Genomic DNA, 18467 nt, shown 5'->3' on the forward strand with positions numbered 1-18467 from the left:
CTGATTAACATCCAGATGTGGAAATGATTTTTTATTTTATATTAAGATAATCGCTATTACCAACCTTGTCCAGATATGTCATATTGATCTAAGTTACCTGCTTCCAAAGCAGTCAGTGCATCTTCTATAGTGTTTAACGCCGTGTCTAATTGCTCATATGTTATCACCAATGGCGGTTGGAATCGCAACACATTTCCTGCTACAGCTATAATAACTACGCCATGCTCAAAGCAGTAATTACAAATTTTAAGTGCCGCACTGGCATCACGTGTTTTGAGTTTTTTGTCGGAAACAATATCAATACCAATGCTCAGACCTTTACCTCTAACATCGCCTACACTATTGTATTTAGATACCCATTGATCCATTCGTTTCCTAACATATTCCCCTTTTTCCGCACTAGCCTGAAGAAGCAACTGATCTTCAATCATTTGAATTGTGGCTAATGCAGCTTCACAACTAACTGGATTAGCACCTGTTGTAAATAAATGTGCTGGTGCTTCTAAACAATTCATAATCTCTTTGCGTCCAACAATTGCTGACATAGGCATACCACCTGCTAAGGATTTTCCGAAAGTGATTAAATCAGGCGTAAAATTAAAATGCGAGACTGAACTCCATGTACCTGTTCGCCCAAAACCTTGTTGAATATCATCGACAGCGATTAAAATACCATGTTCACGACAAATCTTTTCTAACGCTTCAAAATACCCTGGAACTGGTTCTAAAAGTCCACCATCGCCTTGTATCGTTTCAATAACAATACATGCTACTTCGTCAGCAGGTACATATTTCGCAAACATTTCTTTTAAGGGTGCTAAATATTCTTCTACTGAATTAGCTTGTGGCTGCTCGTACATACCACGATATTTATCTGGAAACGGAATATGATAAAAACCATTCAATAACGGACCATAATGTTTGCGCATATTTAAACTAATAGCTGACATAGACAATGAGCCAAAAGTTGAACCATGATATGCATTAGTGAAACTAATGATATAAGGACGCCCTGTATATGCTCTGGCAAATTTAATGATGCCATCATTTGCGTCTGATCCGGTTAATCCGAAGGTCACTCTTTTTTCAAAATCTCCAGGTGTAATCTCACAAAGCTTCTTAGCTAAACGTACCAACGGTTCATGATACATATATGCTGGTGTATAATGAATAAATTTATCAACTTGTGCCTTTATCGCTTCTGTTACTTCTCTAGGTGCATGACCTACGTTTTGAGAACTCGCACTCGATAACAAATCGATATATGTCTTCCCCTCAATATCAACCAATGTTGCTCCATATCCATGATCAATCACTAACGGATAATATTTAATACGTCCTGATTTCGCAAAATAATGTTCATCCTCTTGAATTAATTGATGTGCTTTACTCATATACATTCCCCTCCCATTGACAGTATTAATGTGCAAGCAAAGTGGCCTCTCTTAAATCGATTATAAAATCCGATTTAAAATCCTGCTCAAATACCGTCATGCCTCTATGAATACTATCCAATATACTAATAAAATTCAGATTTGAAAATATATTCTGATAATTAAGAATTTTATATCAATCTACTTTGTTTATGCGCATAATTTTGTTCGATTAGGGAATTGTTTACTATATTCCATTTGACTCTGAGGTGATACGAATGCGTTTAAAAGTATTGTTCCATTTCATTGCTGCTATTTTCATATCATTCATGTTGCTATGGATGACCATGTTGTTTGACTTAATAAGCAATCAATCACATTTAAAAGCTTTATTATTGAATTTAGATTTTCTAATTCCTTCTGATAATACACCATATATTCTAGAAATAATATGTCACTTACTAATTGGTAGCGTCATTTATTTTGTATTTGTGTTGCTGTTTCATACTTCTAAAAGGCTTTACTATCTATGTTATATCCCTTTATTTTTCTTATTTATAGCATTGTATCCCTTTTTAGTATTTATTGCGCAACGTCCAATTTTTCAATTTAGTGTGACAGAATTAATCGGTTGGATTATTACACATATTTTCTTTATGTCATTAATAGCGTTAGTCATACCTAGAATAAAATAATATTTTTAATTAAACTGACAATTATTTTTCACATTTTATACACTTTTCAAGGTTTATGACTTGAGAAATGTTCTCATTTTTATCATACTGGAGGTGTATTGAAAAGTTAAGGAGTGGAAAGTATGAATAAAGAGCAATTAGAAAAAATGAAAAATGGAAAAGGCTTTATTGCCGCATTAGACCAAAGTGGTGGTAGTACACCAAAAGCACTTAAAGAATATGGTGTAAACGAAGATCAATATAGCAATGAAGACGAAATGTTCCAACTTGTTCACGATATGCGTACACGTGTGGTAACTTCACCTTCATTCTCACCAGATAAAATTTTGGGTGCTATTCTTTTCGAACAAACAATGGATCGCGAAGTAGAAGGCAAATACACTGCAGATTACTTAGCTGATAAAGGTGTTGTTCCGTTCTTAAAAGTAGACAAAGGTCTTGCTGAAGAGCAAAATGGTGTTCAATTAATGAAACCAATCGACAACTTAGACAGTTTATTAGACCGTGCAAACGAACGTCACATTTTTGGTACAAAAATGCGTTCTAACATTTTAGAATTAAATGAGCAAGGTATCAAAGACGTTGTTGAACAACAATTTGAAGTTGCTAAACAAATTATTGCTAAAGGTTTAGTTCCAATTATCGAACCAGAAGTTAATATTAATGCAAAAGACAAAGCTGAAATTGAAAAAGTATTAAAAGCTGAACTTAAAAAAGGTTTAGATAACTTAAATGCTGATCAATTAGTAATGTTGAAATTAACAATTCCTACTGAACCAAACTTATACAAAGAGTTAGCTGAACATCCTAATGTTGTTCGTGTCGTTGTATTATCAGGTGGTTACAGCAGAGAAAAAGCAAATGAATTACTTAAAGATAACGATGAACTTATCGCAAGTTTCTCACGTGCATTAGCTAGTGATTTAAGAGCTGATCAATCTAAAGAAGAATTCGATAAAGCTTTAGGTGATGCTGTAGAATCAATCTACGACGCATCTGTAAACAAAAACTAATTTATACATTAAACGTATTTTTTGATATAAACTACTAAAAAGGACTCATACATGTGCTTTAAGGGCATTGTGTATGAGTCTTTTTTGATTAAAGTTGATTTTGCCGTATGTATTAGATTACGTAAAAAAAATCGGACAGCTGAAAAATCTTTAAGATTTCTCAGTTGCCCGATTTTAAATATAGCTATTAGAATTTAGTTTTCGTAGTAACCTAATTCTAAGTCTTTTGAAGTTTGTTTACGGATTTTTCTCATTAATTTTTCGTCTTCAATTAATGATTCACCGTATGATGGAATCATTTTCTTAATTTTAGGTGCCCATTCAGTTTTGTATTCAGGGAAGTTACGTTCTAATACTTCTAACGCAACTGAAACTGAAGTTGAAGCCCCTGGTGATTCACCTAATAATGCGATTACAGTGTGGTCTTGTGAGTTAACCACTTCTGTACCGAATTGGATGAATCCTTTACCGTGTTCAGGTGTATCTTTGATAACTTGTACACGTTTACCAGCAGTGTATAATTGCCAATCTTCATTACGTGCTTCTGGATAGAAAGTACGTAAGTGGTTCATACAACCTTCTTTTGTCATAATTACTTGGTCAAATGAGTATTTAATTAAAGGTAAGTTTTTAACTGCTGCTGCTAATAAAGTTGTAATGTTGTATGTTTTAACAGACTTGAATAAATCTAAGTTAGAACCATTTTTCAAGAATTTAGGTCCAACATTAGCAAATGGTCCAAATAACAATGTTCTTTGGCCGTCAATGTAACGCGTATCTAAATGAGGTACAGTCATTGGTGGTGTACCAGGTGGCTCTTTACCATAAACTTTGGCATCGTGTTGTTCAATAACTTGTGGGTTTGTACAAGCTAAGAATTGACCACTGATAGGGAATCCACCCAAATGTTTACTTTCAGGGATACCTGTTTTTTGTAATAATGGAATCGCTCCACCGCCAGCACCGATGAATACATAGTCAGTTACTTGTTTGAATTTCTCACCAGTTAGGCGATTTTTAACAGTAACTTCCCATTGACCATTTGATAATTGTTCAAAATCAACAACTTCATGGTTAAATTGCACTGTAGCATTTGGATGTGCTTCAATGCTTTTAGCCATTTTACGTGTTAATTCACCGAAGTTTACATCTGTACCTTCGTCAATTTTACTTGCCGCCATGATACCAGGGTTATCTTCACGGCCTTTCATCATCAATGGAATCCATTTTTTCATTACTTCGATGTCTTCAGTATATTCGATATTATCGAACATAGGGAAAGCTTTCATCGCTTCGTAACGATCTTTTAAGAATTTAACATTGTTTTTACCTCTAACATAACTGATGTGTGGTAATGGATTGATAAATTCTCTTGGGTTCTCGATGCTACCGCTTTTCACTAAGTGACCCCAGAATTGTTTTGAAATCTCAAACTCTTCGTTAATCACTTTCGCTTTTTCGATGTCGATAGAACCATCAGGTTGTAAAACTGTGTAGTTCAACTCACATAATGCTGCATGACCCGTACCAGCATTATTTCTTTCGTTTGAACTTTCGATTGCAGGACGATCCAAGCGTTCGTAAACGTGGATATTCCAGTCTGGCTCAATTTCTTTTAACATTGAACCAAATGTTGTGCTAAGTACACCGGCTCCAATTAAAACGATGTCTTTACTATTAGACTTAGCCATTGGTTTCACCTCTCCAAAAATTGTAAATGTGTATCATCAATATGAAAGTTACATAAAACTGACATATTTCTTTAAAATATCAACGCCATAGATAACTTCCTGTTTTAATTGATACGCTGTAACAAAATACTATAGTTAGTGCTTACATGTATATGTTAAAGCAAGCAGTGGTAAATGTAAATTATAATTATTCATTAACTTTGCAATATATTAAATCTTTTATTCATAGAAGATAAATATCAAATCGATCATAATTATTTGACAACAAATAGCTAACGATTGTTTTAATCTACATTTGGCTTATAGCATTTTAAACCTATACTCTATTTTGATACAATATAAGTGTAAAATCAATCATAAAAAGGAGATTCAATATCTGCATCCAAGAAAAACATCACAATTACCTTTAATATTGAAAATTATTTTGAATCTTTCACTTATAGGCATTGTGATTATCGTTTTTACACATGCTGGGTTTAAGTTTAATGCCGGTGATAGTAATGTATTTTTATTAAACTGGGATATTCGAGGTTTAACATCTTATATTTTCTCATTCTTAATACTGGTTGCGCTTGTTTCTAAACTAATTTTATTATTTATAACTAGACGACAAAGAACATCATAAATAAACAAGCAGTCCAGTGCGTATCATCATACCTTACGCATTGGACTGCTTTGCTATGTTTATTGATTGCTATCTTTTTGTTGTTGCCATTTTTCTATTTCAGCATCTCGTAGTTCAACACGACGAATTTTACCTGAGTTTGTTTTTGGTAAGTCGTCAACGAATTCAATCTCTCTCGGATATTTATATGGTGCAACTTCATTTTTAACAAATTGTTGTAGTTCTTTAACTAACGTATCATCACCCGCAGTATGGTCCTGTAAAATAACGAATGCTTTAACAATATTTCCTCGTATATCATGAGGCTTTGCTACTACAGCACATTCTTTAACGGCTGGATGATTCGTTAACGCATCTTCAACTTCAAAAGGCCCAATCGTATAGCCTGAACTAATAATAATGTCATCTCGACGTCCTTCAAACCAGAAATAACCATCATCATCTACATGAGCTAAGTCACCAGTGATGTAGTATTTACCTGTTTGCGCTTTCGCCGTACGTTCTGGCTCTTTATAATACCCTTTAAAAAGTGCTGGCAAATCAAGTGGTACTGCAATATTCCCTTTCGTATTAGCAGGTACGCTATTCCCCTCATCATCTACTACAGTGACCGAACTACCCGGAATGCCTTTACCCATTGATCCAATCCTCTGTGGTGTATCTTTTAAAAAGCCTATAAGCAAGGTACTTTCAGTCTGGCCATATCCATCTCTTACAGTTAAATTAAAGTATTTCTTGAATTGTTCAACTACTTCTCGATTTAGTGGCTCACCTGCAGAAACGGCACTATGTAAATGCGTTAAGTCATAATCATTTAAGTTCTGTAATTTAGCCATCATACGATATTCTGTCGGTGTACAACATAAAACATTAATTTGATATTTTTGAAGCAATTCTAAGTATGTTTCAGGACTGAATCTTCCATTAAATACAAAAGCAGTTGCGCCTGAACCTAATACAGATAAGAAAGGACTCCACACCCACTTTTGCCAACCTGGTGCTGCTGTTGCCCAAACTAAGTCATCTTCATTAATACATAACCAATGTTTTGGTGCCATTTGTAAATGTGCAAATCCCCATCCATGACAATGTGTAACGGCTTTAGGATTGCCAGTTGTACCAGATGTATATGACAGAATCGCCATATCATCACGCGTCGTATCTGCCATTTCTAGTTTGTTACTTGCGTTTTCTTTTTCAGCTTCAAGTGAAATCCATCCATCTTTTTGACCGGCAATAACAAATTTAGTTAACGCATCATATTCTTTAATTTTTTCAAATTCAACTGTGAATGGCTCTAGTGCAATAACTGCATTTATTTCACCGTGCGTGATACGGTATTGTAAATCTTTAGTTCTTAGCATTTCAGAACATGGAATGATTGCAACACCTAATTTTAAAGCAGCAATATATAATTCATACGTCGCAATAGATCGTGGCATCATAATGAGTACTTTATCGCCTTTAGATAAACCGTGCGATGCTAAAACATTACCTACTTTATTAGACTGTTCAATGAGCTGTTGGTAAGTGACTGATATATCTTCGCCTTCAGTATTATGATATAGAATTGCCTTTTTATCTGGTATGTGGCTATATTTTTCGATTTCCGAAATAATGTTATATTTTTCAGGCGCGAATAGAGCTGACTTTTGCATAACTAACTTCCTTTCATACATCCACTTTTCCTGTGATGAACATTGTAATTTTATAAATGAATTATATATATCATACGCCTATCTTTACAGAATTTTCAATTAAATAGGGTTAAATACCAAAGTCCTCGACACTACACTTTGACATGACGTAGCATTCAAGGACTTTCAAATGATTGAGGGTTGATATCTCGGGCTAGACCATATCAGCTAATTCAATACGAATATTGTATGATAATTCACGATTAATTATTTTTACATCTGCACCTTTCGAAGTGCCACGATGCTTGTGTGTATGCTTGTACTCAGCTGAATTTTGCCAATGATAAAATGCTTGCCTATTTTCCCACAGCGTAATAATGATATAGTGTCTACCAGCTGTTCTAGGTCTTAAAAATCTTAATGCTTTAAATCCATCAACGTTTTTTAAATGCTTATTACGTTGCAAAAATTTTTGCTCGAATGTTTCTTCTTGTCCTTCGTTAATATATAAATGATTTAACACACATAATGAATCATTTGATAAATCATTTATCGCTTCTAGCACATCGTAATATGCAGTGTCATTATTTTTTTGTATTGTGAGACAATCATCCAGTTCTTCTATTACATAACTTCTATATTCATCATAAATTTTCATAATAAATGCCTTCATTTCATTTATATTTTTGGTCATATTACTTTATATCTATTACTAATTCATTCCCGTATTTATTAATTACAATCATAGTTTGGCTTCTTTTTAAAAGATAAGACTTTGTAAAAAGTATTAATATTTCATGCAAATGGGGACAGGAGTCGCCCACTATTTTTGTGTCTTCAATTTCATGATCATTATTTAACATTAGTCATGAAAATAGCCGACAACTTCATCTGTGAAATCACCGGCCTTTTATTTTAGCTAACTTTATTTCTGATTTTACGATTTTAATTGATCATATAGAGAAAGTGATCTTTTTACAATTTCTAAAAACTCATGATCTATATTGGACATTTGATGAAAATAAGACAAAATGTTTTCTGTTAGCTTCTCTTGTTTTGGGAATGAATCATCTTCTTTAATCCAAATCGCTAATTCGCCTAATGGTGTTTTATCATCTTTAAATGTTTGTATATATTCGTAAAAGCTCATAGTATTCCTTCTCTCAATTTACTTATATAAATCCTACCACGAAAGCTTTCAAGAAAACACAATTAAATGTCTATTTAGTGAACTTTTTAAGGTTGTGCACTCTTTTAATGTCTGCCAATTAGGTCAATTAATCATCACAATGTACAATTAACTCTATTTTCAGTTCATATACTCACACACCGTTTTTGAACAACACATTAACTTCTCATTTAGATAAAACGCAAAAAAGCCTGGCACCAATACAATAGATGCCAGACTAAGAGTCTACTATATAAATTTATTTAGCGTATGGTTTTACTTCGATTGCACCTTCATTTTCATCATGAACACCATGCTTATAATAATCAATATATTGTGGCTCTAAAGGCTTTCTGCCACGTATAATGTCTGCTGCTTTTTCAGCTAACATTAAAACAGGTGCGTGTATATTGCCATTTGTCGTACGTGGCATAGCTGATGCATCAACTACACGTAAATTTTCCATACCGTGGACTTTCATTGTTAACGGGTCAACTACTGCCATTGGATCTGAAGCAGGACCCATTTTAGCACTACAAGATGGGTGTAATGCTGTTTCACCATCTCTACGAACCCAATCAAGAATTTCTTCGTCTGTTTGCACTTCTGGTCCTGGTGAAATTTCTCCACCATTGAATGGATCCATTGCTTTTTGAGATAAGATATTTCTTGCTACACGAATTGCTTCTACCCATTCTTTTTTATCTTCTTCTGTTGATAAATAATTAAAGCGGATACTTGGTTTTTCGAATGGATCTTTAGATTTGATTTTCAAGCTACCACGAGAGTTTGAATACATTGGTCCTACGTGAACTTGATAACCATGTGCGACCGCTGCCTTTTGACCATCATATCTTACAGCTATTGGTAAGAAATGGAACATTAAGTTAGGATAATCAACTTCGTTATTTGAACGTACAAATCCGCCACCTTCAAAATGGTTAGATGCTGCTGCACCTGTACGTGTGAAAATCCATTGTAAACCAATAAATGGCATGCGCTTGATATCTAAGCTTGGCTGTAATGATACAGGTTCCTTACATTTATGTTGAATGTATACCTCTAAGTGATCTTCAAAGTTTTCACCCACACCAGGTAAATGAACACGTGGCTCAATGCCTTTTGATTTTAGGAACTCTGAATCACCTATACCAGATAATTGTAGTAATTGTGGCGTATTGAATGCCCCACCAGACAAAATGACTTCTTTAGCATCGATGGTATGTAGTTTGCCATTTTTCTTATACGTAACACCAGTTGCTCTTCTACCTTCATAATGAATTTCAGTTACAAAGGCACGTGTTTCAACGGTTAAGTTTTTACGCTTCATCGCTGGATGTAAATATGCTCTTGAAGCTGACATTCGGCGACCACGATGTACTTGACTATCGAACGGTCCAAAACCTTCTTGTCTAAATCCATTCACATCAGGTGTTTTATGATAGCCTGCTTCAACACCTGCATCAAAGAATGACTGGAATAAAGGATTCGTTGCTGGCCCTCGTTTTAACTTAATTGGTCCATCATGGCCTCTAAATTTATCATAAGGCGCTGCACCGTATGTTTTTTCTAATTTTTTAAAATACGGTAAACAGTGCGCAAAATCCCAAGTTTCCATACCTTCTGGTTCTGCCCAGCCTTCATAGTCCATTGGATTACCACGTTGGTAAATCATGCCATTAATCGAACTTGATCCACCTAAAACTTTACCTCGGGCATGTGCTACTTTACGACCGCCCATATGTGGTTCTTCATCTGTTGAATAAATCCAATCGTAAAATTTATTGCCTGAAGGGAACATTAACGCAGCAGGCATTTGGATAAATAAATCCCAAAAATAATCACTGCGACCCGCTTCTAATACTAAGACTTCTTTATCTTTATCTTCACTCAGACGATTACCTAGTACAGAACCTGCACTGCCTCCTCCAATGATGACATAATCATATGATTTGTTTTTGTTACTCATCGTTATGACCTCCAAAGTTTGTTGTATTTCAAAGTGAGTATTGCATGAAATATTTGTTAGTGGCTGATTGGTTATCGTTGAATTGCTAAACTTAGCTAACCAAAACACTCGATTTTCCTTTTACGATTGTTACTAACAGTCATGAAATAATCTATGATTCATTTTGCGTTTAGTCCAAATTATCAATCAACATTTCGCCACTTATACAAAACAAAGTGAGTGTCTTGTGTTCTTACAATGGCACTCACCTTATCTAATTTTTATTTGCTAAACCAATTCACTAATTGTGGATTTGTATTTGTTAAAATGTGTTTTGAAACAAGGTACTCTTCTAAGCCTTCTTTGCCTAATTCTCTACCGATACCTGATTGTTTGTATCCACCCCATGGCGCTTGTGCAAAATATGGATGGAAATCATTAATCCACACCGTTCCAAGTTTCAACTTGTTAGCAACGCGTTGCGCTTTTCCAATATCTTTAGAAAATACAGCACCTGCTAAACCATATATAGAATCATTCGCTAATTGAATCGCTTCTTGTTCAGTTTCAAAGCCTTCTACAGTAACGACAGGTCCGAAAACCTCTTCTTGTACAATACGCATTGACGTATCACAATTTGTAATGACTGTTGGCTCGAAGAATAGACCATCTTTTAAATCGTCTCTATCTGGACGTTTACCACCAACAGCAATTGTTGCGCCTTCTGCTTTAGCTACATCCATATAAGATTCGATCTTATTACGATGTTCTGTTGAAATCACTGGTCCCATTTCAGTATCAGCATCAAAACCATTACCTAATTTGATTTTTTTCACGCGATCAATAAGTGCTTGCTCAAATTTGTCTTTAATACTGTTTTGTACTAATATTCTTGATCCTGCTGAACAAACTTGACCTGCATGGAAATATCCACCATTTAACGCTTGGTCTACTGCCAATTCAAAATCAGCATCATCAAAGATAATGTTTGGATTTTTACCGCCAAGTTCCAAGGCAATATTCGTAACATTATTAGCAGCATTTTTCATAATATGCTTACCAGTCTCAATGCCACCTGTAAATGATACAAGGTCAACCTCTTTATGACCTGACATTACGTCACCAACTTCAGAACCTGCACCTAGAATAAGATTAATTGTTCCTTTAGGGAAACCAACTTCTTCCATTAATTCAAAAACACGTATTGTTGTTAATGGTGTAATTTCACTTGGTTTCATAACTAGTGAACAACCCGTAGCAAGCGCTGGCGCAATTTTCCATGATGCTTGTAATAACGGATAATTCCAAGGTGTAATTTGTGTAACTACACCTACTGGTTCTTTAACAATTTTGCTTTCTGTATCTGGAATTGGTGAATCAATCATTTCGCCACCGTCTTTATCTGCTAATCCAGCAAAATACATAAACACATTATGAATATCATCCATATCTGCATATGATTCTTCTAACGTTTTTCCAGTATCTAATGTTTCTAATCGTGCTAACGCTTCGTGATGTTCTTTAATCTTGTCCGCGATGGCACGTACTTTTTTACCTCTTGTTTCAGCAGTTTCTTGCGACCATTCACCAGACTCAAACGCACGTCTTGCAGCTAAGATTGCACGTTCTGCATCCTCTTTTGTCCCTTCAGAAACCGTAAATATCACTTCTTGATTGTAAGGATTGATAATATCTCTTGTATTTTTATTCGCGCTTTCAACCCACTCACCATCAATATATTGACGCTGAGATAAATGTTTTAAAAGTTCCATTCAACAACCTCCGTTAAGTTTGTTAAATTTTTATTTAACGAATTTTACAAACTTATGTTAGCATAGAAATGAAAAATGTGTCAATTTACAAAACAACTCAAGAATTAAGTTTTGTAAGTTTGTTAGATTTTTATTTAACGAAACATTTAACTTTAATGCTTTAAATATTTTTAATGTCTTTTTTTAGAAAAGGTTTTATAATGTATTAGTATTTATTTTAGAATGACCAAAATGATGTACGGAGGTGCAATGATGACTCGTTCTCAGAACAAACAGCAACAATTAGAACAAGCAAAAGATATTGTAATTAATTCAATTGGACAGACAATGGATTTGTATGGCACTAATAGAAGTGTAGGAAACTTATATGGCACAATGGTGTTTGAAGGCAGTATGACGCTTGATGAAATGCGTCATCAATTGCAAATGAGCAAACCAAGTATGAGTGCTGGCGTTAAGAAATTGCAGGAATTTGATATTGTTAAACAACAATTTACGAGAGGAAGCCGCAAACAACATTTTATCGCCGAGAAAGACTTTTTCATCTTTTTCCGAAACTTTTTCACTAAAAAATTTCAGCGTGAAATTGACATCAATGTCGAAGCAGTAAAAGATGCTCAAGCTATTATCAATCCATTACTTGAAAGCAGTGATTTAACTGAAGCTGAAACACAAGAGGCACAAAAAATTAAAGCTCAGCTTGATCATACACATGTTTATTACGAATGGTTAGAACAGTTAACCGAAGCGATTGAAAGCGGTGAAATTTTCAAATATTTCCCAATTCCAGAACAGCCTTCTGATTCTGAAAATTAAAATTGACTCAAACAACGACAATGATGATTATGCATGATAAAAACAATGCAATAGGTCCACGAAATAAACGGTAATTTCTATCTCAATAAATAGAAATTACCGTTTTTGTTTTATATGACAATCAATTATGGAGGTATTTTCTAGGGCTTTCTTAGATTCGTTACATTGCTTCGCCAATATATTTCAATTAGCTATTCTCGCCCTCACGTACTCTATCAATAATATTTTGTATTTGTTCACGTTTTTCATATTCATTTTCTACAAAATAAACTAACGGTTCATCTTTGATAGTAACCCAAGGTACAAGTACATCAAAATCTAATTCTTTAACCATCTCTAAACTTTGAATAGATTTTTCTCTATCACTTGAACCTAATATAACTGTACGCCATCTCTTCCCTTCAAAACATATAAAATCTCCAGTAAATAAGTAACGATGATGACCATCATCCCATAAAAACAGTGTCGTCCCTGGTGTATGTCCAGGCGCGGGAATAATTTCTAAATCCTTATCCAACATTACACGATTACTAAATTGTTTTTGAACAGAAATCTTATGTTTCAGTGCAGCCACATCATTTTCATGTATAAAGTAAGGAGCTTCAACTTGATTAGAACCTCCTATAGATTCATGATCATGATTCATCAATACTTTTGAAACACCACCTAATGATGCAAAGTCTTGTTGGGAGTCACCTAAGTGTTCGGAATGATAGATAACAATATTACCTGTTTCACGTTTTAAAATAAAAGATTTAAATAGAAATCGATTATCAAAAGGCAGTTCCGAAGTAGGTGTCGCATATAAGTTTTTTGTGATGGATTCTAAACTGTCATGTAATTTGGACTGTTTATTTTTAAATTGATTAGTCATTTTATTTCATCCTTCGATTAATTTGAATTGTACATACGCAATACCCTTTATTTAATTTAATAATCAATGAGAGTCTTTCAAACTTCGATTTAGAATATGCTTCATACAATAAATAAGTACTTGGAGCACTAAAAAATTAAATCTTTTAGTACAACATTAATGAAAACCTAAAAGTTCATCCTACAATGCTACTAAAAAAAGGGGAATGGAACAGAAATGATATTTTCACAAAATTCATTTCGTCGTCCCAGACCCGCTTTGAATTATAAATTATCGTCTTGTTCTTCTTCTGATACTTGAACGATTCGCAATGAACGACGTTCAACTTCTTTTAATTTTTCAGCACGCGTTTCAAGTTTAATTCTATCGCGCCCTAAAATGATTAAAAATGATATCATCATGAAAATAAAAATAACAATTAATGGCACACTTGCCAGTATTGAAGCAGTTTTCAATACTTCTAATGCACGTTCGCCACCAACTAGCATCAATGAAAATGGCAATAAGCACAATGCAAATGCCCAGAATAAACGATTGGCACGTAATGGTTCGCCTACCACTTTTTTCTGAGATGCTGCCGCTAAAATATATGAACCCGAATCAAATGTTGTTGCTAAGAATAAGAAAGCAGATACTAAGAATAGTACAATCATCAATGATGGGAATGGTAAATGATGCACCACTTCAATAATGGTTGCCTCTGTACCATGTGTATTTAAATATTGTGTTACATTAAACTGTCCAGAAATTTGCAAATACACAGCATAGTTACCAAAAATACCAAAGAATAATACGCATCCAAGCGTTCCATAAATAATTGTTCCTAGCACGACTTCTTTAAGGCGTCGACCTTTTGAAATTCTAGCGATAAATAAACCGATAAATGGCGCATATACTAACCACCATGACCAGTAGAATATTGTCCAGTCTTGTGGGAAATTCGTTTCTTTTCGACCTTTAATACCACCGAATGGTTCTAACCATGTTGCCATATGGAAAAAATCTCTCAACATATTTCCGAACCCTGTCACTGTCGTTTCCATAATAAAAACAGTCGGTCCAATAATAAATATAAAGGCTAAAAGTACAAAGGATAGCCAAACGTTGATATCACTTAACTTTTGAATACCTTTTTTCAATCCTGTATATGAACTAATGGCAAATATAACCGTGATTGTTAATAAAATGGCCGAACGTAAAATCATATTTTTACCATCTAAACCAGTTAATCTTTCTATGCCTGCAGAAATTAATGGCACACCTAACGCTAGTGATGTTGCCGCACCACCTAGCAATCCAAAGATAAATAAGATATCTACAACTTTACCTACAAATTTATCTGTTTGACCTTTTAAAATCGGACGACAAGCTTGACTAATTTTATACACCGGTTGTTTTTTAACAAATACTAAATAACCAATTGGTAATGCTGGTAAAACGTAAATAGCCCAAGCAATTGGCCCCCAGTGGAACATACCATATTGCGTCGCATATTGGAGTGCTTCATCACTCATACTTTTCGCGCCATTTGGTGGAACTTGATAGTAAAAAGCCCATTCAATAACGCCCCAGTATAAAATATCAGAGCCTATGCCTGCACAAAACAGCATTGCCGCCCATGTAAATGTATTAAATTCTGGTTTATCACTTGCTTTACCAAGTGTGACATTACCATATTTACCAAATGCGATATACATTACAAAGCAAAAAATCGCCAGCCCCATAAATAAATATATCGAACCAATTGAATCAGAAATGGCACTATTAATACCAGTGATGATATCTTCACTTGCTTTTGGAAAAGCCATCATAGGTATAACTGCAAAAAGAAGTACAGCTACTGTCCCTATAAAGGTCGTCCAGTCCATAACTTTCTCTTTTTTCAATTGTGCTCCCCCTAATTATTAATTTTATGAATCCTGTTTCGATTTATCTCAAAATGTAATAATTATATTGATTCACAAAATTGACAATAACTAACATTTAATAATAATGCAAATTTCATACAATTTGAAACTTGGCAATTATTGAATATTTATATAATTTTTCCCGTAATAAACAAAACCTTAATAGCGCTAAAACAATAGTGTTAAGTTATGATTTAACGAATTTAACAAATTTTACTAGGACGGCATTTAAGAATATTTATACGTTATTAACGAATATTTATTTATTGTAAAACGCTACCAAAAAGTTAGACTTCCTTCCCACTAAAATACCACTTTTCTCTTTCAACTTTTTTAAAAAACGGATATGCAACTTTTAGTATTGGTATCAAAATGATTGTTAGGTCATATTCTATCAATATATTTTTCTAAAGAATTGCTTTTATTAACTTTCAATTATGTACCTAACCTAAAAAGAAGCCAAGGCAACGAATGTTACCTTGACTTCTAATACATATTCAACTAACTATATATTCAATCATACGCGCATGCGAGAGTGATTGTTGTACATCTATAATGCGTTGATTTAAAGAACCTTTATATGGTAAATCAGGTTTGAATAAGTGTTGTATAAATAGACCATCTACTAAAACGTCAATGTATGATAATAACTCTCGACGTTCTGCACAATCATTTGCTAAATATTCATATAAAAATCCAGTCCATACCCAAATTGTCTTTTTATTTCCAAAACGTGCTCGAAATGCTTTGACAAGATTTAATGTAATATCCAAATTACAAAATGGTTCGCCACCTAATAGACTTAGCCCAGATATATAATCATGATCGCAATCATCTAATATTTCTGCTAATATTTCATCAGTGTATTTCTCGCCATATCTGAACTTTTGTGAGGCTTTGTTATAACATCCAACACAATTAAATGGACATCCTGATACATAAACACTGCATCTTACTCCTTCACCGTCAACAAAGCTATTTGATTCTATTTTAGCAATATAACCTTGTCCTTGTTTAATGTCTAAAAGTGTCATTCTTTAGGCGCTTTCATATGTTTTACTCGTGCGCAAATTTCTTTATGACGGCCTTTAATTACTGGACGTTGAACTGGATTGCCTAAGTAACCACATGTTCGTTTAACGACATCAACTGTTTTAGGATTATCATTGCCACAGTTCGGGCATTTAAATCCTTTTTCAGTTGCTTCAAAATCTCCATCGTAATCACATTCATAACAATGATCAATCGGAATATTTGTACCTAAGTAACCAACTTTGTCATAAGAGTAGTCCCATACCGCTTCTAGTGCTTTCAAATTGTGTTGCAATTTCGGATACTCACAATAGTGAATGAAACCACCACTCGCATAATAAGGATAATCTTTTTCAAAATCTAACTTTTCAAAAGGTGTAACATCTTTACGTACATCATAATGGAAAGAGTTTTGATAATATCCTTTATCTGTAATGTCTTTAATATCTCCAAATCTCTCTTGGTCTAAACGACAAAAACGATCCGTTAGCGATTCACTCGGCGTACTGTAAATACTGAACCAAATGTCATATAATTCTGTCCATTTCGTTTGATAACGTTTCATTTCTTTAAGAATTTCAAGCGTAAATGCTTTTGCTTCTTGAGATGTTTCCCAGTCTGGACCATAGAAAACAGTAGCTGTTTCATACAACCCTATATAGCCCATTGAAATCGTTGCACGTTTATTTTTAAATAACTCAGCAACATCATCTGTTTCTTTTAATTTATAGTTAAATGCGCCACTTTTATATAAAATCGGTGCGTTATTCGGTACAGCATCTTTCAAACGATTTATACGATAAAGTAATGCATCATGTAACACATCGATACGTTCATAAAAGATTTCCCAGAATTTCGTCATATTACCGGCAGATTCTAATGCCATTCTAGGTAAATTAAGTGTAACAACACCAAGATTACAACGACCATTATTTTCAAAATGACCTTCCGCATCTTTCCAACTTGGTAAAAATGAACGACAACCCATTGGCGCTTTGAAATCACCTAATATTTCTACGAGTTTGTCATAATTTAAAATATCTGGATACATACGTTTCGTTGAACACTTTAATGCTAGTTGTTTAATGTCATAGTTCGGATCTTGCGGACTAAAGTTGGTTCCTTTTTTAATTGAAAATACAAGTTTCGGGAAAATCGCTGTCGTGCGGTCTTTTCCTAAGCCTTTGATACGAGTATTTAAGATAGCTTGTTGAATTTTGCGACTTAAATGATCTGTACCTAAGCCGAATCCTAATGTTACAAAAGGTGTCTGTCCATTAGATGTATATAAGGTATTAATTTCATATTCTAGACTTTCAATCGCATCATTGATGTCTTTAGTGACTTGTTGATCAACATAACGATCAATTTCAGATTCTTTGACAAATTGCTTTGCGATATTTCTATGTTGTTCTTCATTATGTCGTGCATATGTACTAAGTAATTCGTCAACGCGGTCAACCGTACAGCCACCATATTGACTGCTGGAAACATTGGCTATAATTTGTACAAGCTGCGCTGATGCAGTTTGTATTGATTTTGGTGAAGTTACATTCGCGTTGCCTATTTCAAATCCATTATGTAGCATATTTTTAGCATCTATTAAACAACAGTTTGTTAACGGTTGGAATGGATGATAATCTAAGTCGTGAAAATGTATGTCCCCTCTTTGATGTGCATCTGCAACGTGCTTTGGTAATAAATAATTTAATGCGTAAGATTTAGAAACGATACCTGCTGTTAAATCTCTCATTGTTGAAAATGTATCACTATCTTTGTTGGCATTTTCGTTAACAATAGCAGGATCTTTAGAAATCAAACCCGTTAATGCTTCTTCGATTTGATTCATTTTACCCCTTCTTCCTATATATTGTGTCTACTCATTACGTTATACCACTATATATAGTATTTTCAAA

18 protein-coding genes are annotated in these 18467 nt (G+C 34.1%); 6 read left to right on the plus strand and 12 right to left on the minus strand.

Features of this window, described 5'->3' with window-relative positions; genetic code table 11:
- Nucleotides 1-56 precede the first annotated feature (56 nt).
- Complete coding sequence (locus IDG63_RS01640; RefSeq protein ID WP_000030064.1) at nucleotides 57-1394, minus strand: aspartate aminotransferase family protein; 1338 nt, start codon at nucleotides 1392-1394, stop codon at nucleotides 57-59.
- A 257-nt stretch (nucleotides 1395-1651) separates the two neighbouring features.
- Between IDG63_RS01640 and IDG63_RS01645 the strand changes: the two genes are divergently transcribed.
- Both IDG63_RS01645 and IDG63_RS01650 read left to right on the plus strand, forming a co-directional pair.
- Nucleotides 1652-2068 (plus strand): hypothetical protein, encoded by a 417-nt coding sequence (locus IDG63_RS01645; RefSeq protein WP_001641250.1) that lies wholly within the window; start codon nucleotides 1652-1654, stop codon nucleotides 2066-2068.
- A gap of 122 nt (nucleotides 2069-2190) precedes the next feature.
- A complete protein-coding gene (locus IDG63_RS01650) occupies nucleotides 2191-3081 on the plus strand; it encodes a fructose bisphosphate aldolase (protein WP_001031406.1) in 891 nt (296 codons plus the stop codon).
- A 194-nt stretch (nucleotides 3082-3275) separates the two neighbouring features.
- Here IDG63_RS01650 and lqo read toward each other — a convergent pair whose 3' ends face one another.
- Entirely contained in the window at nucleotides 3276-4772 is a 1497-nt protein-coding gene (gene lqo / locus IDG63_RS01655) for an L-lactate dehydrogenase (quinone) (RefSeq protein ID WP_001130051.1), read from the minus strand.
- Between the two features lie 295 nt (nucleotides 4773-5067).
- Between lqo and IDG63_RS01660 the strand changes: the two genes are divergently transcribed.
- Complete coding sequence (locus IDG63_RS01660) at nucleotides 5068-5397, plus strand: hypothetical protein (protein ID WP_031835118.1); 330 nt, start codon at nucleotides 5068-5070, stop codon at nucleotides 5395-5397.
- Between the two features lie 59 nt (nucleotides 5398-5456).
- On the opposite strand, the gene mbcS is transcribed toward IDG63_RS01660, so the two are convergent.
- From mbcS to betB, 5 genes are all read right to left on the minus strand, one after another.
- Complete coding sequence (gene mbcS / locus IDG63_RS01665; RefSeq protein ID WP_001172340.1) at nucleotides 5457-7055, minus strand: acyl-CoA synthetase MbcS; 1599 nt, start codon at nucleotides 7053-7055, stop codon at nucleotides 5457-5459.
- Between the two features lie 193 nt (nucleotides 7056-7248).
- Nucleotides 7249-7692, minus strand: coding sequence for an antibiotic biosynthesis monooxygenase family protein (locus IDG63_RS01670; RefSeq protein WP_000708240.1), 444 nt, complete (start codon nucleotides 7690-7692; stop codon nucleotides 7249-7251).
- 279 nt (nucleotides 7693-7971) lie between these two features.
- Complete coding sequence (locus tag IDG63_RS01675) at nucleotides 7972-8184, minus strand: sterile alpha motif-like domain-containing protein (protein ID WP_000011688.1); 213 nt, start codon at nucleotides 8182-8184, stop codon at nucleotides 7972-7974.
- A gap of 277 nt (nucleotides 8185-8461) precedes the next feature.
- The gene (gene betA / locus IDG63_RS01680; protein WP_000066517.1) at nucleotides 8462-10171 is read right to left on the minus strand and encodes a choline dehydrogenase; all 1710 of its coding nucleotides are present in this window, start codon (nucleotides 10169-10171) and stop codon (nucleotides 8462-8464) included.
- 260 nt (nucleotides 10172-10431) lie between these two features.
- Nucleotides 10432-11922, minus strand: coding sequence for a betaine-aldehyde dehydrogenase (gene betB, locus IDG63_RS01685; RefSeq protein WP_000421695.1), 1491 nt, complete (start codon nucleotides 11920-11922; stop codon nucleotides 10432-10434).
- Nucleotides 11923-11990: 68 nt separating this feature from the next.
- Between betB and IDG63_RS01690 the strand changes: the two genes are divergently transcribed.
- Nucleotides 11991-12086, plus strand: a complete 96-nt coding sequence (locus IDG63_RS01690; RefSeq protein ID WP_001803568.1) for a hypothetical protein — start codon at nucleotides 11991-11993, stop codon at nucleotides 12084-12086.
- Between the two features lie 88 nt (nucleotides 12087-12174).
- Entirely contained in the window at nucleotides 12175-12738 is a 564-nt protein-coding gene (gene cudC / locus IDG63_RS01695; protein ID WP_000198598.1) for a choline uptake/conversion transcriptional regulator CudC, read from the plus strand.
- Nucleotides 12739-12925: 187 nt separating this feature from the next.
- Here cudC and IDG63_RS01700 read toward each other — a convergent pair whose 3' ends face one another.
- Together IDG63_RS01700 and IDG63_RS01705 are read right to left on the minus strand one after the other, a co-directional pair.
- Nucleotides 12926-13612 carry an MBL fold metallo-hydrolase gene (locus tag IDG63_RS01700; protein WP_000184393.1) on the minus strand — a complete coding sequence of 229 codons (687 nt, stop codon included), beginning with the start codon at nucleotides 13610-13612 and terminating at the stop codon, nucleotides 12926-12928.
- 263 nt (nucleotides 13613-13875) lie between these two features.
- Nucleotides 13876-15498 carry a BCCT family transporter gene (locus tag IDG63_RS01705; protein WP_000711870.1) on the minus strand — a complete coding sequence of 541 codons (1623 nt, stop codon included), beginning with the start codon at nucleotides 15496-15498 and terminating at the stop codon, nucleotides 13876-13878.
- 131 nt (nucleotides 15499-15629) lie between these two features.
- Here IDG63_RS01705 and IDG63_RS01710 point away from each other — a divergent pair, with 131 nt between their 5' ends.
- Nucleotides 15630-15791 (plus strand): hypothetical protein, encoded by a 162-nt coding sequence (locus tag IDG63_RS01710; protein ID WP_001789302.1) that lies wholly within the window; start codon nucleotides 15630-15632, stop codon nucleotides 15789-15791.
- Between the two features lie 15 nt (nucleotides 15792-15806).
- Here IDG63_RS01710 and IDG63_RS01715 read toward each other — a convergent pair whose 3' ends face one another.
- From IDG63_RS01715 to nrdD, 3 genes are all read right to left on the minus strand, one after another.
- The gene (locus IDG63_RS01715) at nucleotides 15807-15917 is read right to left on the minus strand and encodes a hypothetical protein (RefSeq protein ID WP_001790600.1); all 111 of its coding nucleotides are present in this window, start codon (nucleotides 15915-15917) and stop codon (nucleotides 15807-15809) included.
- Nucleotides 15918-16016: 99 nt separating this feature from the next.
- Nucleotides 16017-16553, minus strand: a complete 537-nt coding sequence (gene nrdG, locus IDG63_RS01720; protein WP_000173328.1) for an anaerobic ribonucleoside-triphosphate reductase activating protein — start codon at nucleotides 16551-16553, stop codon at nucleotides 16017-16019.
- Nucleotides 16550-18400: an anaerobic ribonucleoside-triphosphate reductase gene (gene nrdD / locus IDG63_RS01725; protein WP_001071729.1), complete on the minus strand. Its 1851-nt coding sequence runs from the start codon at nucleotides 18398-18400 to the stop codon at nucleotides 16550-16552. The genes nrdG and nrdD overlap by 4 nt, the downstream gene beginning before the upstream one ends.
- Nucleotides 18401-18467: the final 67 nt, after the last annotated feature.

Origin of the sequence: Staphylococcus sp. EG-SA-14 (assembly GCF_017151935.1) — a bacterium.
In the GTDB taxonomy this organism is placed as follows: Bacteria; Bacillota; Bacilli; order Staphylococcales; family Staphylococcaceae; genus Staphylococcus; species Staphylococcus aureus.

What these genes read in the sequence shown, in the direction of transcription:
- IDG63_RS01640 (WP_000030064.1), bottom strand. Translation starts at nt 1,394, where the DNA reads ATGAGTAAAGCACATCAATTAATTCAAGAGGATGAACATTATTTTGCG.
- IDG63_RS01645 (WP_001641250.1), top strand. Translation starts at nt 1,652, where the DNA reads ATGCGTTTAAAAGTATTGTTCCATTTCATTGCTGCTATTTTCATATCA.
- IDG63_RS01650 (WP_001031406.1), top strand. Translation starts at nt 2,191, where the DNA reads ATGAATAAAGAGCAATTAGAAAAAATGAAAAATGGAAAAGGCTTTATT.
- lqo (WP_001130051.1), bottom strand. Translation starts at nt 4,772, where the DNA reads ATGGCTAAGTCTAATAGTAAAGACATCGTTTTAATTGGAGCCGGTGTA.
- mbcS (WP_001172340.1), bottom strand. Translation starts at nt 7,055, where the DNA reads ATGCAAAAGTCAGCTCTATTCGCGCCTGAAAAATATAACATTATTTCG.
- IDG63_RS01670 (WP_000708240.1), bottom strand. Translation starts at nt 7,692, where the DNA reads ATGAAAATTTATGATGAATATAGAAGTTATGTAATAGAAGAACTGGAT.
- IDG63_RS01675 (WP_000011688.1), bottom strand. Translation starts at nt 8,184, where the DNA reads ATGAGCTTTTACGAATATATACAAACATTTAAAGATGATAAAACACCA.
- betA (WP_000066517.1), bottom strand. Translation starts at nt 10,171, where the DNA reads ATGAGTAACAAAAACAAATCATATGATTATGTCATCATTGGAGGAGGC.
- betB (WP_000421695.1), bottom strand. Translation starts at nt 11,922, where the DNA reads ATGGAACTTTTAAAACATTTATCTCAGCGTCAATATATTGATGGTGAG.
- IDG63_RS01690 (WP_001803568.1), top strand. Translation starts at nt 11,991, where the DNA reads ATGAAAAATGTGTCAATTTACAAAACAACTCAAGAATTAAGTTTTGTA.
- cudC (WP_000198598.1), top strand. Translation starts at nt 12,175, where the DNA reads ATGACTCGTTCTCAGAACAAACAGCAACAATTAGAACAAGCAAAAGAT.
- IDG63_RS01700 (WP_000184393.1), bottom strand. Translation starts at nt 13,612, where the DNA reads ATGACTAATCAATTTAAAAATAAACAGTCCAAATTACATGACAGTTTA.
- nrdG (WP_000173328.1), bottom strand. Translation starts at nt 16,553, where the DNA reads ATGACACTTTTAGACATTAAACAAGGACAAGGTTATATTGCTAAAATA.
- nrdD (WP_001071729.1), bottom strand. Translation starts at nt 18,400, where the DNA reads ATGAATCAAATCGAAGAAGCATTAACGGGTTTGATTTCTAAAGATCCT.